Genomic DNA, 17910 nt, shown 5'->3' with positions numbered 1-17910 from the left:
TCACCTCAAGTTTTAATCCTTCAATTTTAAAACAAAAATGACTCCAGTCAAAAGTGTTCTATCTAAAAGGTAAGACAAAGTTGATTGGAACGGAAGGTACGAGACTCCTGCGGGAAAAGCGCGTCTAGGGGAGACCCCGCAGGCAAAGCCGAGGAGGCTCCCCGACCGCCCGCGGAAAGCGAGTGCCTGGAGTGGAAATCAACGTCTAAATTGTACAGGCCATAAAAATAGACAAACTCGATTTTCATCGAGTTTGTCTACAGTCTGAAAACTGGAGACTCTCCTCCAGTTTTTTTTTCATTTTAATCACTCTTATGATTTTCCATGGTATAAAAGCATCACTGCCCATTTCTTTTGAATGGTGCCAGGTCCAAGCTTGCCCTCCCTTTATTGTTATTCTTTATAGCAGACTTCAATAAAAAATGCTTACGTGAATAATCGTTGCAGCTGATTCATGATGATTCGTTAGCTCGACATGTACAAATAGGCATACAAGTACACTTTATATATGGCCTTGCCATCATATTCCATGGAAGTTCCCACCTATATAAACCGATAATCATACCATGATTGCCTAATGTGGACATTTCAGAAAAACGGTGAACGAATTACAATCACACAGTATAATACAGAATAGGAACAAGAAAGAAAAATAAAGAGGTGTAAACATGTTATTAAACGACTTTATGAGTCAAAATTTCCCGAACTTAGAACTGAGACCTCCCTTGTTTTATAATTGGAAAGTCGGTATCCGTTTTGAATTGGGTGTGGACTATGATAGTGATGATGCTCATGAAAATAGCCCCTATATACAAGGCGTATATAACAGGGCCATCACTTTATTTAAGTCTTTGCATAATCTTGACGATGATATTTTTATCGTTGCTGACGCAGACGATTTTGCAGATGGTTATAAACATAGAACAAGAGTTTTTTCTCGTTATCTGAAAGATAAATCGTTCTTATATCGATTGAACCTTACAACAATTCCATATCATTTTCCTGAAGATGATGATGAAGAAATATATAAAACATATCGATTCACCTTAAAATGCAAAACGTCTGACTTCAGGTACATTTCGATGATAAAAGCCATCTGCAATCAGGATATGGGTATAAAACCCAGTATTTTCAATAGGATCTATTTTATAAATATTAGCAGGAAAACTATATTTTACATATATGATGATAGAGGTTGTGATTTATTGGCGACCACGCCCGAAACTGTAAAAGAAGTTTATCAAAAATACAACGATTGGTTATTGGATTACGACAGAATTGCTATAGACGAGATATTCAAGTAAGGGATTACCTTTACATCACGAAGTCTCGGAAGGAATAATTTTATGTACTTGTACTTACATCGTCCCATTCTTCTTCCATATAATTTACTAACCAATTAAGAGTGTAATGTCTTTCATAGACTACACCTGCCTCTAGCGATGATGGGGTTACCCAATCATTTAATTGTGCCTCTCTGACAGCCCAATGTGCCCTGTAGGTAAAATCAAGAATATCCAATATTTCACCGACGGGCTTTATAGCGGATTTTTCCAGCAGCTCTTGTTTCGAACTAAGTAGAACGGTTTCAAAAACAAAGTCAGCATCACACGTACCCGCTGGTGCATCCAGGTCGGAAATTAGATTTACGGACCAAAGTAGAAGCCATATGCATTCGAGTTTCCAAGAGTACTGAATCCGCTCATTCTCGATGATAGGGTTTGTTGATAAAAACTTTTGCTCCTCTTTCGTGAATAATCCATTGGCATGATACTTCTCAATGAAATCTTCAATTTTTTCTGGCGGAGCCTCCATAGCTTTCGCTGCAGCTATCGATAATGGAATGATTCGGTTTATTATCTCTTCTTTCGTTCTAAGAGAAACTGCTGCTTCATCTACAATTATGGGTAAATGTTTATTTATCGGCACCCTTAGGGATTTTAAAATTTTTTCAGAAGCTTTTTTCCTTTTTTTCGAGCTCTTCATTCCGCACCTCACAAATTGAAAATCTATCCATTCACTATATCAAAAGAGCTACTTTCTCTCAACTGCTCGGCCCGTTTATGCCCCCCATCCCCTCAGTCCCTTCCTCTTTTCCCCAAAAAAAAGCTGCCTTAAAGGCAGCTCTGACTTCGACACATAGGAATAGCTATCTTCATGCAAATCAAGACACTGCCCACTATATTGTTTATATAGATTGGCCCATCTATGGAATAAGGAAGAATGCTAGGCTAGTATTACCTATTGAACATTATTACTCAACTGACCGATATTCTCGACTTCCACAACGATTTCATCCCCAGATTGGACTGGGCAGCTGCCGGATGGTGAGCCTGTTGCCAAAATGTCACCGGGCTCCAGTGTCATTACCTGTGAAAGCCAGCTGATTAGATACGGAATGCTCAGAGACATTTCATTCGTATTGCCGTCTTGGACAACACGGCCGTTTAGAGTGGTCACGATCCGTAAGTTTGTCGGATCTACACCCGTTACGATGCACGGCCCTAGAGGCCCGAACGTATCAAATCCTTTACCCCGCGTAAACTGTGGATCTTTTTTTGTTAGATCTCTTGCTGTGACATCATTGAAAATCGTGCAGCCAAACACATAATCAAGCGCATCTTCTTCTTTTATGTTTTTTCCGCGCTTCCCAATGATCAAGGCCACTTCGCCTTCAAGTTCCACTTGGTTGGTTAATTCGGCTGGAGGAAGCACAATCGTTTCCTTGTCTGCAATAAGTGAAGATAATGGCTTTAAGAATAAAAATGGTTCAACAAGGTTTGCCTCTCCCCCTGTTTCCTTTGCATGCCCTGCATATGTCCACCCGAAATTGACCACTTTGGAAGGTTTTACAGGTTCCAGAATTTTAACATCGCTATATTTCACCTTAACCCCGTCATACTTAATTTCCTTGTTGACTAGTTCGGCGAAACTGCTCGATAATTGTAATATTGAATCATCCTCAACAATTCCGTAATGTATATTGCCTTCTTGATTTTGATAGCGTACTATTTTTTGTGTTTTTTGTAAGACTTGCATTATGAATGAACTCCTTTGATGATAAGATGTACTTACTTCCGTTAATAAAAAATCCGGCTATGCTATACTATATTAACATACCTGTTCTTTCAGGTGAAAAAAGAAATGTCATCGCAACTCCATCTTCAAATAAAGTGGGAAATCAATTTTTGGTCATGATTCCCGACTGTATTTAAGTGGAATCAGCTCACTGATTTTCGTTTTCTGTAACTCTCCTTCCATTTCCAAAACAATAAAACAATCTGGTGAATAATCGGAAATTAATTCCCGGCACATTCCGCACGGACTTACTACTTTTAACCTTCTATTCTTTTCATCAGAATAGGGATGTCTTACTGCAACAATCGTATCAAAGTATTTTTCTCCGTTCGAAATTGCCTTTCCAATCGCGATAGCTTCAGCACATACTGAAACCCGCCCGATATATGCTTCCATATGTACCGCTGAAACAATATCCCCCGACTTTGTTTTTAATGCTGCTCCCACATGATGTCTATCATCTTCATAGAGGGTTGTAATTACTTTTTTAGCTTCATCTATTAATGCAAAATCACTTTCTGTTAAAGGATACGTTTTCATTTCTGTTCCTTCACTCTCCTTTTATGTTTATCGCGTCATAGTGGTCGTATAGACTCTTTTTCCGTGAAAACATGAAACTATTTACCACTTCTCAATGGCCACTGGACAAAACATGGAAAGATTGCCGGTTATTTTTTCACCTACACGAAGGAACAAGCCACTAGCTTCTCCTCCAATTAAGAAAGAACCTACAAGCATTTTGCCGCTATATTCTCCGTCCCAAGTATTCACCGTTTTATTGGGCATCTCTACATATTGTTGATAAACCTTTTGCCATTCTGCGTAATAATCTTCTTCATCTTTTTCGACTAACTTGGAAAAGCTGTCAAAAATCTCTACACTTCCGCCTTCGCGCCCGTAAATTGGCTTTGCTACATACGCTTCATTCTCAAAAGGAAAATCACCTTTTAAATAAGTGGGCAAAAAATGATTACGGATGCTTTCTCTTTCTTCAAAGCTGAAAATCCCGCTATCATCCCGCAGAGACCATATCAATGCTAAAACCGCTTTAGACTGCATAAGGAAGGCGCCGGGCGGATTTATTAATATCACCCTACCATCAGCAATATGTTGTAAAAAAGAGAGACCAATTTCCCTTCCGGCAGAATCTTTATCATCAACTAAGTATTCAAGCGGATACAGTCGATACAAGAAGTTAATCCTATCCCCTTCTTGGTCGAACAGCCCCTCATCCGAAACGATGATATCTTCAATAGCTATGAATTTAGTGTTATGTAATCCGCTATTATTTAAATTGAATAGCACAGTTTCACGGTCTTCATCATGCCAGCCGTAGGAGGTAAAATGAACGGTATCATCATTTGATAGATTATATTGTTTGCTGATGATTGCCCACGTTCTTTTGATATTTTCCTCAAGTTTATTCGGAGATACAAATCCATATTCTTCACATATGATTTGATTAACGATGGATGATTCTATGTATCCTGTCGGTGTATCACAATTCACTTCAACCAGCTTGATTTCATCTTCATTAACAATGAAATCCATTCTTGTAAAGTAGCTAAAAAAATCACTGGGAACATTGGCAGCATCCCAGGTATGGACAGGCAAACCCAGTTGGGACTTCCAGACGTTACTTTCTTGAGAGCCGTCCAGCAGTTTGTGATACATTTTATTGTATACATTCCCTATTTTATTGGTAACACGATTAATCCTGTCTATTTCCCGTTGAGAATATGTATGTATATCATATGACATATATTGGTGCCAATCTTCATCTTCTTCTACACTGCCCCAGGTAAAGCCCTTTTTGACCAGTTTATCGTTAAGTTCAATCCACTTTAACAGATAGTGTGCTTCATCCTTTTTTTCCATATCGTTCTCTCCTTAGATGCATTTTGAAATGGCGATTTAACTGCTTGCCCCACCTTTTCCGCTTCCAATACCGGTGGAACCTTTACTCGATCCACTGACGGCATCATTTTTCGTTGTCTTGGAACCAGTTACCGGAGGAACCACTGTATGATTGCTTGAATTTGTATTGGTATGGGAGCTAGATCCCGAGCCCGAACCTGAACCTGAGCTTGATTCATCTTGTTCTTCGTCTTCCTTGTATTTTTCAGCATTTTTATTAACAGAAGGAGCAGATCCGCAACCTGCTAAAACAGAGCTGGTTAACCCTAAAGTCGCTATCAATGAGGCTAATTTTTGCTTATTCATTTTCATTTAACATTCACCATTTTTCAGTTGTATTTTTTCGAGTATCAGCGATGCATAAGTTAGCTATCCAAAGGTTCTCTATATTCTACGGTTGAAAAGCCCCAATAGTTTCATAATATTTCCTTATTGAAACAACTCTGTCCCTTTCGTTCCAAAAGAAAAAACTGCCTAGAAGGCAGCTCAAGTACTACTCCGGTTTCTTATGTAAAAAAATGGAGTCCCACAGCCAAAGGACAACAGCAGTAGAAAGGCTTAATTTATAGTACTGTTTCATTTTTACTATATCATGGCAGCGTTAATGAGAAAATAGTGTACAACAATAAGTAAAGCAAGTTAAATTTCCTTGGATACTTATTGAGAATAACCTGTTAGGACACTTCAAATGGCGCCACGTATAAATCTTGATCAAAAACTCATCTCGTCTCTTTATGACATGATCTATCTTCAGGAAGTAAAACCTTTCTTTTGGAAACGTAAAGAAACAAGATGGCATGTGTTTGTTAGGCAAAAACAAAAGCACGGTAAGCGTTGGACTACTTTAAAGGCCCTTGGCCAGTTCTTGTAAGAGTGAACCAAAATGTGCAGCCTGCCTTGTCGTTCCGTTCGACTCCTATTTCACCATCATGCAGTTCGATAATGGACTTGGCTATTGCCAGCCCTAGCCCGGATCCACCTGTTTCTCTATTTCTGGATTTCTCCACACGATATAAGCGTTCGAAAACATAAGGCATATCTTCTTCTGGTATCCCCTCGCCTTCATCGGTTATGGATATTTTTATATATCCGTTCTTGTATCTTCTTCCTGTGATTTTCATGGTACCATTCATTGGGGAGTATCGAATTGCATTTTCCAATAAATTGATGACAGCTTGTTTCATTTTTGATGGGGATATTAAAACCGGTTCCGATTGTTCTGGTAAGTCCACTTCTATATTGAGCTTCTTTTCTTCAATTTGAAACAACTGATTTTGGAGTGTCTCAAGGATCAGCTGATCTATATGGTATGGTTGTTTCTCAAGAGTGATCCCATCTGCATCAAGCTGAGACAGTTGAAAGAGTTCGTCTATTAATTCGCTAAGCCGTTGGGTTTCAAGACCTAGTGTCCTTAAATATTGCTTGAAGGTTTCTTTGTCTTCTACGACACCATCTTCAAGCGCTTCGGAAAAGGCCTTGATGGAAGCGATCGGTGTTCGTAGATCGTGTGATATATTTGCAACCAATTGCTTTCTTGAGGCTTCGGATTTAGACAGATTTTCAAAACTTTTTAGTAATTGCTCATTCATATCATTAAAATTCGAGGCCATTGTGTTTAACTCAATAATATTACTTCCGTTTATCCTGCAATTAAAGTCCCCTTCCCGAATTTTCTCGACACCGGCTGATATATCCTGAATGGATTTTAAAATGGGCTTAGTCAGGTACAAATGTACCAGGATGGATATTACTGTAGCAATTAACGTAATGATGACTAACAAATTAAAAATCGTCGGGGGCAGTACCATTTCAACATAACTGAAGATCAAGAAAATCACAATTACCCCAATGCTTGCGATGTTAGCCAAAAGGAGCTGGGTTCTTATTTTCATTCTTCATCCCCGCTTTCAAACTTGTAACCCACTCCCCAAACCGTCTTAAGCATTTGAGGGTTGGATGGATCACGCTCCAGTTTCTCACGCAATCGCCTCATATGGACAGTCACCGTTGTTGTATCTCCCTCAAACTCCATATTCCAAACTTTATCCAATAGTTGGGAGCGGGAGAAAACTTGCTTTGGATGGTTAATCAAGAGCCAGAGGATGTCAAACTCCTTCATGGTCAATTCAACTGGATTTTGACTGAGATAAACCGTTCTTGTTACTTCATTAACCTCTAGCTCCCCGTATTGGACCAGTTTAACTTTGTCTTCCCTATTTTCCGTGTGTAACGGATTTCTTCCCAGCAGGCGGAAGATCGATTTAACCCGCAATATGAGTTCCCTCGGGCTAAACGGTTTGGTAACATAGTCTTCTGCTCCATTTGTCAGTCCCATCAGCCTATCCTGCTCTTCCCCTCTTGCCGTTAACATGATGATCGGTACATCATCCACCTCACGTATTTCCTGGCACACTTCCCATCCAGTTTTATAAGGCATCATTAAATCCAGAATAACCAAATCTGGCTTTTGTTTTTTCCATTTGGCAATGGCCTCCTCGCCATCACTCGCTTCAATGGTGAGGTAGCCCTCCCTTTGTAAATACCTTTTACAAACATCTCTTATGCTGCTTTCATCATCTACAATCAATATCTTTTTTGTCATGATTTCACCTCTCCCTATTAAAAATAATCCTCATGCAATATTGCGCAAGGGGAATATATTGAACGTTCAACAAAAGTGTTTGCAGCGAGTGTTGCGAAACCCTCAAAAAACTATAGACAAACTCGATTCAGATCGAGCATGTCTATAGTTCGAGGGATACCTTATGTATCTTCTCCCATACAACTTGTAAACTAGCTTAGCTTCCGTGATATGTGCTGTAGCCTCCAGGTGCGGCTACAATTGGTACATGGTAATGTTGTTTAGAATCAGTCACTTTAAAACGAAGTGGAACTTCGTCCAGGAATTCATCTGCACCCTTTGAGCCTTGTTTATCAAAGTAGTCGCCTATAAAGAAGTGGATTTCATACGTACCTTGTTTCATTTCCTTTGGTGTAAGCAGTGAACCAACGCGCCCCTCTTTATCCGTTTTTGCCGTGTGTAAGTATTTCATCTTGCCCTCTTCATTCACGCGATATACTTTAACTTTTACATTTGGTGCAGGTTTTCCTTTTACTTCGTCAAGTACGTGTGTTGAAAGCCCCCCCATTGGTTTTGCTGGAGTCGTCGTTTCCTTCGTATCTTTAACCGGACTTTCGTTACTTGCTGCATGTGCTACCTGATCATTCCCTTGATTCTGTTGTACCTGCTCTAATTGACCAAATCCCAGAAATCCTGCACATGATAGGACAGCGGCACCCGCTATACTTGCTACGTATTTTTTCATTCATAACTCCTCCTTATTCTGTCAATATGTATACAATACCTCCCATATGTTATGAAACTCTAACGAAACTATTAATTTTTCCTTAACTGCCCACTTATTTTGCGACCACCTTCAGAAATATTTCTTTGAAAATGAGAAAAAGGCTGCCGCAGCAACCTCCCTTATAAAAATTCTTATATTTTCGTAAAAGTATGGTTGCCCTAAAATAAGTCCCGCGTTAGCTTTTTCGATATATAGTCGAGCTGATTTACCATATGGTTATCGTCAACTTGCACTGCATGATCAGCGTTAAAGAGCTGAAGCTTCTTCAGCCTATAGTAATCCAATAATAATTGATGAAGTGTCAGACCGTTCAGCATTAGGAATTTAGCATCTATCATGGACCGGACCAATACATCATCTTGTAGAAAAATAAGCTTTTCATTAACTGTATTGAATATGCCTTTTTCTTTTCCCTCTTCATAAAAAACCGTCATTTTTTCTTCTCTTCTTTGCATCGCATCCCGCAGTTGATCGTGTAAATATGGATACATGATTTGAAGCTCATTCAAAAATACATCCGAGATATAGGCGGCAAGTAAAATCGATTGTTCGAATGACTGTTGAAAACCCTTTGTAAACGATTCGACCGTATTATTCGATTCGACAACAAGTTCATTTAAATAGTCAACGAAACTATTGACAGACCCTTGGATAACATCTTCTTTGGAAGTGAAATATTTGTACATGGTCGCTTTACTTACATCCATGTATTTCGCCATATCATCCATTCGAATGGATTGGAAGCCATTCTTCCTTATAATGGGGATGATTTTAGTAAGTAATCTTGTTCTCATGTCATTTTGAGAACTTTGATTTTGTTCGTTGTTCGCAGTCAAGTCGTTCTCCTCCTTCACTTTCTTCATTATTACATAAAAAAATAGGGAAATAAACACAGTGAACAAAGTAAACTATTTTAACTATTTTAGTTTACTTAGTTCGTTGTTGGTGTTATTCTATTTTTGATATAACAAACGAAGGGAGCTGCTAATGATATGAGAACACGAAAATTAGGAAATAGTGACTTACAAGTGTCAGCTATGGGCCTTGGGTTGATGGGGATGTCTGGAACATATGGTGCAACTGATGACAAAGAATCCACTCGGACCATCCACCGTGCGCTGGAGTTAGGTGTGACATTGTTAGATACAGCCGATATTTATGGAAATGGACATAATGAAGTGCTTCTTGGAAAAGCATTAAAAGGACGGCGGGAACAAGCCATTATTGCTTCCAAGTTTGGTTTCTTACCTGACTACAGCGTGAGTGGGCACCCGGATTATGTAAAAAAATCAATAGAAGAAAGTCTTCGTCGATTGGATGTAGACTACATTGACCTTTATTATCAGCATCGCGTAGACCCTAATGTCCCGATTGAAGAAACAGTAGGAGCGATATCCGATTTAATAACGGCCGGTAAAGTTCGTTATCTTGGTTTATCGGAAGCCGGTGCTGAAACGATTAAACGCGCTCATGCCATTCACCCAATTTCCGCTTTACAAACCGAATACTCCCTTTGGAGCCGGGATATTGAAGATGAAATCTTGCCGGTTGTGAAAGAATTAGGTATTACCCATGTGGCATACAGTCCACTAAGCCGCGGGATGATCTCTGGGGAATTACGTAAGTTTGAAGATCTTGCTGAAGACGATATTCGCAGATGGTTACCACGTTACCAAGGAGACAACTTCCAAAAGAATCTGGATGTTCTGGAAGAAATAAAAAAAATCGCAGAGGAGAAAAATGTTACACCCTCTCAATTAGCTCTAGCATGGACAATGGCAAACGATGCCTTGCCGATTCCTGGTACAAAGCGCATCAGCTATTTAGAAGAAAATGCAGCTGCCGTTCAAATTCCCTTAACAGCTGAAGATTTGGAGCGTATCGAAGCAGTGAGTCCAAAGGATTTGGTACATGGAGAGCGGATGCAAAGCGAGCAAATGAAACAGACTAATTTATAAAACGGAAATGATTTATCCACGAATATAATATAAAAAATCATGAGGTGTCAGGGAGGATAAGCAGAATGAGACAAGAACGATCTTTAGAAGAAAGAATTCAATATCTTGAGGATATTGAAAGCATCAAGAAGCTACAAGCCACATATGGACATTATGTAGATAAAGGCTGGAATGGCAAGGAAGTGGATTTTGAAAGCCTTCCTGCTCTTTTTACTGAAGACGCCACTTGGAAATGTGCAGCTATGGGTGTCGATTCGAAAGGAGTCAATAATATTATCGATATGTTGAAAGAAGCGACTGCCGACGGTGAACTTGGCATGCATAGCTTCACTAACCCGATCATTAACATTAAAGGAGATCAAGCGACCGGAAAATACTTGTTATGGGTTGGTGTAAAAGGTAACGGTGTAACAAACCTCGTTTATCAAAGTGAGGATGTTGAATACCTACGCACAGATGAAGGATGGAAAATTACCTCTATCAATCTTCATTTTGCTCAATTATTGAATTCTTAACCACAATAAGCCCTCCTGCAGATTGAATGGAATGCAGGAGGGCTTGTTCATTTACGTGAACCGCCATGTTTTGTCACTGCTTGGTTAGCCAGACAACGTAAAACCATACCCAGATATAAACTGTTCCAAGGAAGGTCTAATTTCACTTTCTCACAGTTGACCTCTAGCTCCCGTTACCTGCACCATGAAGAAACCCACCAATCAACTCATCGTCTTCCATATCATATAGAGAACAAGCCATGCAAAAAGAAGAAGCATTATTTACATTTACGTATAAAACCGGATAATGTTTGCACCCACTTTTCAGAGGAATACTATACACTAAAAATAATACCTTAAATGAACCAACCAGACCTCGAGCTGTATCTGACAAAGCGCTCATTTTTATGATTTCAATATGCCCATGATAATAGCTAATAAGAACATACTGTAGAAAACGGCGGCCATATCTCCTCGATTCAATTTTTTTGACAGCATTAAGCGATTTCTAAAAATCACAAAAAACCTTGATATATCAGGGTTTACCCTGGTGTAACCCATAGGTTGCACGGCAATGCGCCCAATACTCGCTTTACTTTAAAGGTGCCAGCTCACCATACTAGGAAACAAGAAAGGAAAGGAATTATTCATGATACTTAGCGAACGATTGAAACAAGAACGGGAAAAGCGGAATTGGTCACAGAATGATCTTGCAGAGAAGATTCATGTGAGTCGGCAATCTGTGTCAAAATGGGAAACAGGAAAAAATTATCCGAGCATCGAAGTAATCATTCATTTGAGTGACTTATTTCATATTACGATTGATGAATTATTAAGGAGTGACGAGGAATTGAAAGAAAAAATAATACGGGATAGTAAGCAATTGGCATTTCCAAATAGAAAGGTATTCTTTGATAGTGTGTTTTTACTTGGATCATTTTTATTAATATCCAAACTCATCATTTTGGGCCTTAACAAATTTGCTGGCACAGACATTACGTTTTTAGAAGGTATGCCAGCTGTGTCGAATTTCCTGCCATTGGCGCTGATGCTTATCGGTGGTATCGGCTCGGATCATTTGAAAGATAAATATGCCCCTTGAATGGAGCGCTGTCTCAATGTCGGGCGGATACATGAATTGATTTTCCCCTTCGGAAACGGGCGCCTGAGGACCTTGAAGGTACCCTAGTCGCCTTACTCGAAGACTCGGAAATGCAATCCGAACGGCCTTACTCCATATTAACTTCGACCTCGAAATTCACCTTCAGTTCGGGAAAATATTCATCCCTCCAGTTTTTTAGTTCATTATAAGAAATAAACTGTTGAAATTCTTGGCCAAAGCCAAATATATCGGCATGGCTTTCCTGCATTCTCTTAAGTACTTGAAAAAACCGCTTTTCAATAACTCTTTCAAGTTCTTCAATGATTTTTTTATTTGTGACTCCATCATTTCTCTCTAAAACGTTTATTTTTATATTCAAGTTGCTAGACAATGACGGTTTATTATTTTTCAACGATGGTGTCAGTCGAATTGAACTGTTTGAAACCATAATACTGGCAAAACCTAAACTCTCTATTTTCCCTTTTTCATTTTTGTTTTGCAGCACACGAATTAATTGGATTTCTTCCGGTCTGAATCTATCCATTAATTCGCCTTTTTTCAAGATATCCGAGCCTTCGAAGATTAATACTGTATTCTTTCCTGAACGGATGACAGGAACGGCGATATCTTTAGTGGAAGAAAACAGGCTCCGATACACTTCCCAAACAGGGGTACTAAAGATCTCTGGAGCCCAGTCAGCCCCTTTATTAAAAAAGTCATAGATGGAAGAAGCATGGACACCCAATTTATCGTTAATGCTTGATAATACATCCTCGACATTTTCATCTGTAATGGCTATTAACGACCTGGACGGAATCTCTTCTGAGCCCATTAAAAATTTTACAATGGCCGATAATTCCTTTTGATTATGCGCCAAGTTGTTTTGAACGACAATTAATCTTATTTGTGTGTAATCAACAGCATTTTCCGAGTTTGTCCTGATTTTCCCAAGTGCACTTGTAATCGATTCGCCTTTCCCTGTTACGACCTTCGATACTTGGCTTTCATTTTTGAGTACAGGTATTTGTAATGTCACTTTATACTGTCCTCCCTGTTCCTTGGAAATGCCCAAGACTAACGGAATGGTGCGCTTATTAATATCTTTGATATCCCAACATCCGCTGAGAAGGATGATCGTCATACATACGATAGAAAGTTTAAATAGTCTATTTTTCTTCATGCCCCCTAACACCTCTATTCGACCAGGATCCATAGATAAATATGGTTATTGGAATGATAATCATGAAAAAAGCTTGAGCACCTGAGCTCCACAAAAAATATTTTTCCAGCAAATATTTGTTTGGAACAACTAACGCGAAAATAAATGCGATGAAAGCACAAGCAATAATCCAATACGAAGAATGCCATTTGAATATTTTTTGCATGATTGTTCCTATCATCCAAAATAAAACTGAATTCGTCAGTATCACTAATCCGACCAGCAACACACCGAAGAATATGGCTTGTCGATTGAATGAAAACCAGCTAATGTCTATTGAGTCCATTGCTTCCAGGAAAGGATTTTTCAGCGTAACGACCGTATCTTGTCCGAAAATGAATAAGGGGATATACACGACTGATAGGAATAATAGCGTTACAATCACCCATGCTCCAAAAAGTTGGCGAAATATCAATTTTGTTTTGGAAGTCATGAACCCCAAAAACAAAAATGAGGAAAATCCTAATAGGTAAAAAAATTTAATATCCACCAAGAACTTGGGTGGAAGATTCAAACCAGGCGTCACATTATGTATATTAAAATTTATTACGGAAGAGAAAATATTCAAAACCACCAAAGGAATAACAAACAGGAAAATGAAAATGGCGGAACGCAAAATTGTTCCTAAACCTTTTAAAGCTGTATATATCGAAATGAAAAATAGCAGCATCAATATTGCCCAATAAGGGGTTCGAGGCAAAAAAATCGAAATGATGACTTCCGTGTGGATGCGAATGTTGAGGGAAGCTAGCGCAATCAAGTTGATCACAAACGGAGTAAGGAAAACAATTGCCGCCCACCTTCCCATTTTCAAATATATATCAATGACATTATGTGTCGGAAAGTAATGTAATCCTTTAATGTAGACCCAAATCAACATTAATTGCAGAAGAGCTTGGCAGATGATGACTTCCCAATGAGCTGTTTTCGTTAACATATATATGAGGTTAGGATATACAACATAGCCAAAGCTTAAATGTATGATAATGAAAACTGCTTCGATTTGTATCCGTTGCGTCACTTTGTTGCTCCTTCTTTTTTAATACGGAACGTCATATAAGGAATGTCGACCGATGTTAAACTTGCCAAGTATATTATGGTGAAAATAAAACCCGTACATACCCCTAAAATACCGAAAAGTGATGCCAATATTAAAATCGGATATTTCAGCAAGCGAATGTACAAAGAATTCTGCATGCCGATGACCGACGAACTTGCAATCACGACAGCCGTGATCACAATCACCAACAAGTTACTGACTAATTTGGCCTCCACCATCGCCTGTCCCAATATGATTCCTCCAACCATTGTAATGGCCGGTCCGACGCTTTTGGGAAGTCTTACAATCGCTTCTAGTATCAAATCAACCAACACGACCATGGCGATCGTTTCCAGAAAGGCCGTTAACGGAATGCCCTCCCTGCTCTTGGCGACAAACAACGCAAGATCCAACTTAAATACCTCCGGATTCACCGACACCAAAGCAACATATAACGCAGGGAGGATCAGCGTGGCCACAAGCCCTATCACTCTAAAAAACCGAAGCATAAATGAAAGGATCGAAGGGAAATTGCGGTCATTTATACTAACTAACATGTCCCAAAGGAGGTTAGGAAAAACAAGCGCAAACGGACAATTATCCAAAAAAAGCACGATTTTGTTCTCTTTTAATGAATGTATGGCCGAAATCGGCAGTTCGGTGGCGAAAAGATGACTGACAGGACTCAACCTGCGTTTACCAAATTGCAAATTGAGGTCATCAATTGTATCAATATCTGATTTAATCCCTTTTAACTGCTGGTCGACCTTGTCAATAAGGGCATTTGGGGTCCTGCCTTTAATATAGAGCATGGATAACTTTCGCTTTTCCAGGTCTCCGACTTCATAGGAACAATGGCATAGACTTGCAGTGGTAAGCCTTTTTCTGATCATCCCGACGTTCGTATTGATATCATCTCCAAAGGCATCCGTAGATGATTGAATCGGACTTTCATTTTTAGGCTCGGAAACGCTGCTCCTCAAACTTTGAACGATGGGATTAACGATGGCATTTTGTTTGCCGTCTTCTGAAACGATCACTAAATTGCCTTCTAAAATCCCTTTAATCAGCTGTTTTGCATCAACGTTCACCCGGTCATTAAGATTTATGAACAAAGCTTTTACTGACGTGTTCGAATCTGCCATTTGCTGAACATATAATTTCGACTTCGTTAAATCGACCAGCGTTTTGAACCCTATTAGAAAGATTTTTGTTTGATCTACTAGTTCTTCTTCAATGAAAAAATCGCCTTGATTGGAAAACGTGGCCTCAATTTCTTTTACTATTTTATTCCTCATTAAATTGCCCCTTAACAACTGGTAATAGATAGATTATTTGCATTAAAGACCGTTTTTATTCGATAAATGCCGACGGACTCAAAGACAGTCATCCTCTGTTTTTTTCAAAAATCTCATGCATCTAAACTGTTTTAGTTCGATAAAAATAGCTGCCTTCTTGGCAGCTCAGTTTGTCTATTTTTATATGTTTTACAATGTTGTGCCTGGAGCGCCTCACGAAGACGCGCATTTCCCGATATCGCCTTGCATAAAAAAACCGTCTTAAAGGCTGCTCCGCGCTTCAGCCTACTTACTGTTAGTTGATTACATCGAATTCAACTATCGTTTAAAGTGAGGAAATCAGCCTCTAAGGTCCAGTTTTCTTAAATCCCCTCGACATTGCTTCCCGGTCGGATGACAACAAAAAAGCCGCCCATTAGCAGCCCTGAACTTTACCACTAATCGTATGCCTGCTTAACAAAAACAAGCAAAGCATCATTTGGTCACCTACTATGCAAAAAGGCGGACGCCGAAGCGATCCCTGTTAGTCATTCTTTCTTATCCTTTTCAAGTAATTCAATTATTCTATCAAGTTTTTGTTCCATATTGCCGGACTTGCTTGGTTGTTTAGCGGCACGTGCTCGAACAACGTAATAAACAGCGTAAAATATTCCTACTAGGACAATCATGATAAAAAACTGATAAATCATGTCGCCAGAATTGATAAACAAGAAATCACTCCTTTACATAATCAAATGATTATACCACAATTTTCAATTTTTTAACTCCGCAGGAAAAGGCGATCCTTCCAAATGGAAGGATCGCCTCAGACTGTAGACAAACTCGATGAAAATCGAGTTTGTCTATTTTTATGGCCTGTACAATTTAGACGTTGATTTCCACTCCAGGCACTCGCTTTCCGCGGGCGGTCGGGGAGCCTCCTCGGCTTTGCCTGCGGGGTCTCCCCTAGACGCGCTTTTCCCGCAGGAGTCTCGTACCTTCCGTTCCAATCAACTTTGTCTTACCTTTTAGATAGAACACTTTTGACTGGAGTCATTTTTGTTTTAAAATTGAAGGATTAAAACTTGAGGTGATGAGGATGCTTTCTAAACATGATTCTATTCAGCGAGATCAACTTGAAATGATTACTTTAGATCAACTGGTGCCACCGAACCATTTGGTTCGTAAAATGGAGGCTGCCATTGACTTCACTTTCATTTATGACTTGGTGAAAGATATGTACTCAGAGGTAGGACGCCCAAGTATTGATCCAGTTATTTTAGTTAAACTGACTTTCATTCAATATACCTTCGGTATTCGTTCCATGCGTAAAACGATTGAAGAAGTTGAAACCAATATGGCTTATCGTTGGTTCTTAGGCTATGGTTTCCATGATAAAGTGCCTCATTTCTCTACGTTCGGAAAAAATTATGAGCGACGCTTTAAAGATACAGACCTGTTTGAACAGATTTTCTGTCGCATTTTAATGACAGCTGCTAATAAAAAGGTAATAAGTGTAGAACACGTTTTCGTGGATTCCACACATGTGAAAGCCAGTGCGAATAAACGGAAATTTGAAAAGAAAATCGTTCGTAAAGAAACACGAGCGTATCAAGGACGTCTTCAAGAAGAAATCAATCAAGATCGTGAAAACCACGGAAAGAAGCCTTTTCCACCAGATAAATTTGATAAGGAAGAAACCAAAGCAATTAAAGAAAGTACTACGGATCCTGAGAGTGGCTACTATGTGAAAGATGAACGAACAAAACAGTTTGCCTATTCATTCCATGCGGCCGCAGACGGCAACGGTTTTGTATTGGGAACGATTGTAACACCTGGTAATACACATGACAGTCATATTTTGGAGCCACTTGTTGAGCAAGTGATTGAGAAAGTTGGAAAACCAGAAGCAGTTGCCGCAGATGCAGCTTATAAAACACCAGCGATTACAAGCTACCTATTTAACAAAGAAATCACACCTGCTTTACCCTATACACGTCCTCGTACAAAAGAAGGATTCTTTCGCAAACATGACTATGTTTACGATGAACACTTTGATTGTTACCTTTGCCCTTCGGGAGAAACTTTAAAGTACTCAACAACAAATAAAGAGGGCTATCGCGAATACAAATCGCCAAAACAAATTTGTGCAACATGCTCATTTTTATCACGGTGTACGGAAAGCAAAGACCATCAAAAAGTAGTGACACGGCATATCTGGCAAGCATATGTGGAAGAAGCAGATCATCTGCGTCATCATCAAGAGGTAAAACCTATATATGCGAAACGCAAAGAAACGATTGAGCGTGTATTCGCAGATGCAAAAGAAAAGCATGGTATGCGTTGGACTACTTTAAGGGGACTTAAAAAATTGTCGATGCAGGCGATGCTTACTTTCGCTGCCATGAATGTAAAGAAGATGGCCACTTGGACATGGCAAGGTCCTAAAACGGCTTAA

18 protein-coding genes are annotated in these 17910 nt (G+C 39.3%); 5 read left to right on the top strand and 13 right to left on the bottom strand.

All coding sequences use genetic code 11. From position 1 onward, the window contains the following. The first annotated feature begins 668 nt into the window (after positions 1-668). Entirely contained in the window at positions 669-1304 is a 636-nt protein-coding gene (locus tag MHI53_RS04600; protein WP_340372877.1) for a DUF3885 domain-containing protein, read from the top strand. A gap of 40 nt (positions 1305-1344) precedes the next feature. Here the strand turns inward: MHI53_RS04600 and MHI53_RS04595 are convergent, their stop codons facing one another. From MHI53_RS04595 to MHI53_RS04555, 9 genes are all read right to left on the bottom strand, one after another. After that, positions 1345-1986 (bottom strand): DUF4272 domain-containing protein, encoded by a 642-nt coding sequence (locus MHI53_RS04595; RefSeq protein WP_061142529.1) that lies wholly within the window; start codon positions 1984-1986, stop codon positions 1345-1347. A 255-nt stretch (positions 1987-2241) separates the two neighbouring features. Continuing rightward, positions 2242-3039: a fumarylacetoacetate hydrolase family protein gene (locus MHI53_RS04590; RefSeq protein WP_061142530.1), complete on the bottom strand. Its 798-nt coding sequence runs from the start codon at positions 3037-3039 to the stop codon at positions 2242-2244. 153 nt (positions 3040-3192) lie between these two features. Continuing rightward, positions 3193-3618: a cytidine deaminase gene (locus MHI53_RS04585; RefSeq protein ID WP_340372876.1), complete on the bottom strand. Its 426-nt coding sequence runs from the start codon at positions 3616-3618 to the stop codon at positions 3193-3195. Between the two features lie 81 nt (positions 3619-3699). Next, positions 3700-4956, bottom strand: a complete 1257-nt coding sequence (locus tag MHI53_RS04580) for a glutathionylspermidine synthase family protein (protein WP_340372875.1) — start codon at positions 4954-4956, stop codon at positions 3700-3702. Between the two features lie 36 nt (positions 4957-4992). Further along, the gene (locus MHI53_RS04575) at positions 4993-5307 is read right to left on the bottom strand and encodes a hypothetical protein (protein ID WP_061142532.1); all 315 of its coding nucleotides are present in this window, start codon (positions 5305-5307) and stop codon (positions 4993-4995) included. Positions 5308-5834: 527 nt separating this feature from the next. Then, a complete protein-coding gene (locus MHI53_RS04570; protein WP_061142533.1) occupies positions 5835-6887 on the bottom strand; it encodes an ATP-binding protein in 1053 nt (350 codons plus the stop codon). Next, positions 6884-7597 (bottom strand): response regulator transcription factor, encoded by a 714-nt coding sequence (locus MHI53_RS04565; RefSeq protein WP_340372874.1) that lies wholly within the window; start codon positions 7595-7597, stop codon positions 6884-6886. Before MHI53_RS04565 ends, MHI53_RS04570 begins: the two co-directional genes overlap by 4 nt. Before the next feature lie 196 nt (positions 7598-7793). Further along, positions 7794-8321 (bottom strand): hydroxyisourate hydrolase, encoded by a 528-nt coding sequence (gene uraH / locus MHI53_RS04560; RefSeq protein ID WP_061142535.1) that lies wholly within the window; start codon positions 8319-8321, stop codon positions 7794-7796. 200 nt (positions 8322-8521) lie between these two features. Next, positions 8522-9199, bottom strand: a complete 678-nt coding sequence (locus MHI53_RS04555) for a TetR/AcrR family transcriptional regulator (protein WP_061142536.1) — start codon at positions 9197-9199, stop codon at positions 8522-8524. Between the two features lie 156 nt (positions 9200-9355). Here MHI53_RS04555 and MHI53_RS04550 point away from each other — a divergent pair, with 156 nt between their 5' ends. The 3 genes from MHI53_RS04550 (at position 9356) to MHI53_RS04540 (ending at position 11917) form a co-directional block, all read left to right on the top strand. After that, positions 9356-10321 carry an aldo/keto reductase gene (locus MHI53_RS04550; RefSeq protein WP_061142537.1) on the top strand — a complete coding sequence of 322 codons (966 nt, stop codon included), beginning with the start codon at positions 9356-9358 and terminating at the stop codon, positions 10319-10321. Positions 10322-10386: 65 nt separating this feature from the next. After that, positions 10387-10836, top strand: coding sequence for a nuclear transport factor 2 family protein (locus tag MHI53_RS04545; RefSeq protein ID WP_061142538.1), 450 nt, complete (start codon positions 10387-10389; stop codon positions 10834-10836). Between the two features lie 628 nt (positions 10837-11464). Further along, complete coding sequence (locus MHI53_RS04540) at positions 11465-11917, top strand: helix-turn-helix transcriptional regulator (RefSeq protein ID WP_061142539.1); 453 nt, start codon at positions 11465-11467, stop codon at positions 11915-11917. A gap of 127 nt (positions 11918-12044) precedes the next feature. Here MHI53_RS04540 and MHI53_RS04535 read toward each other — a convergent pair whose 3' ends face one another. From MHI53_RS04535 to MHI53_RS04520, 4 genes are all read right to left on the bottom strand, one after another. Continuing rightward, positions 12045-13097 carry a Ger(x)C family spore germination protein gene (locus MHI53_RS04535; RefSeq protein WP_061142540.1) on the bottom strand — a complete coding sequence of 351 codons (1053 nt, stop codon included), beginning with the start codon at positions 13095-13097 and terminating at the stop codon, positions 12045-12047. Further along, positions 13084-14157 carry a GerAB/ArcD/ProY family transporter gene (locus tag MHI53_RS04530; protein WP_340372873.1) on the bottom strand — a complete coding sequence of 358 codons (1074 nt, stop codon included), beginning with the start codon at positions 14155-14157 and terminating at the stop codon, positions 13084-13086. Before MHI53_RS04530 ends, MHI53_RS04535 begins: the two co-directional genes overlap by 14 nt. Then, positions 14154-15473, bottom strand: coding sequence for a spore germination protein (locus tag MHI53_RS04525; RefSeq protein ID WP_340372872.1), 1320 nt, complete (start codon positions 15471-15473; stop codon positions 14154-14156). Before MHI53_RS04525 ends, MHI53_RS04530 begins: the two co-directional genes overlap by 4 nt. A 527-nt stretch (positions 15474-16000) precedes the next feature. Next, positions 16001-16183 carry a DUF4083 domain-containing protein gene (locus tag MHI53_RS04520; RefSeq protein ID WP_061142543.1) on the bottom strand — a complete coding sequence of 61 codons (183 nt, stop codon included), beginning with the start codon at positions 16181-16183 and terminating at the stop codon, positions 16001-16003. A 368-nt stretch (positions 16184-16551) separates the two neighbouring features. Here MHI53_RS04520 and MHI53_RS04515 point away from each other — a divergent pair, with 368 nt between their 5' ends. Further along, positions 16552-17910: an IS1182 family transposase gene (locus MHI53_RS04515; RefSeq protein ID WP_340371732.1), complete on the top strand. Its 1359-nt coding sequence runs from the start codon at positions 16552-16554 to the stop codon at positions 17908-17910.

Source organism: Peribacillus sp. FSL E2-0218 (genome assembly GCF_037992945.1).
GTDB lineage: Bacteria > Bacillota > Bacilli > Bacillales > DSM-1321 > Peribacillus > Peribacillus simplex_B.
This window is presented reverse-complemented; position numbering and strand designations above follow the sequence as displayed.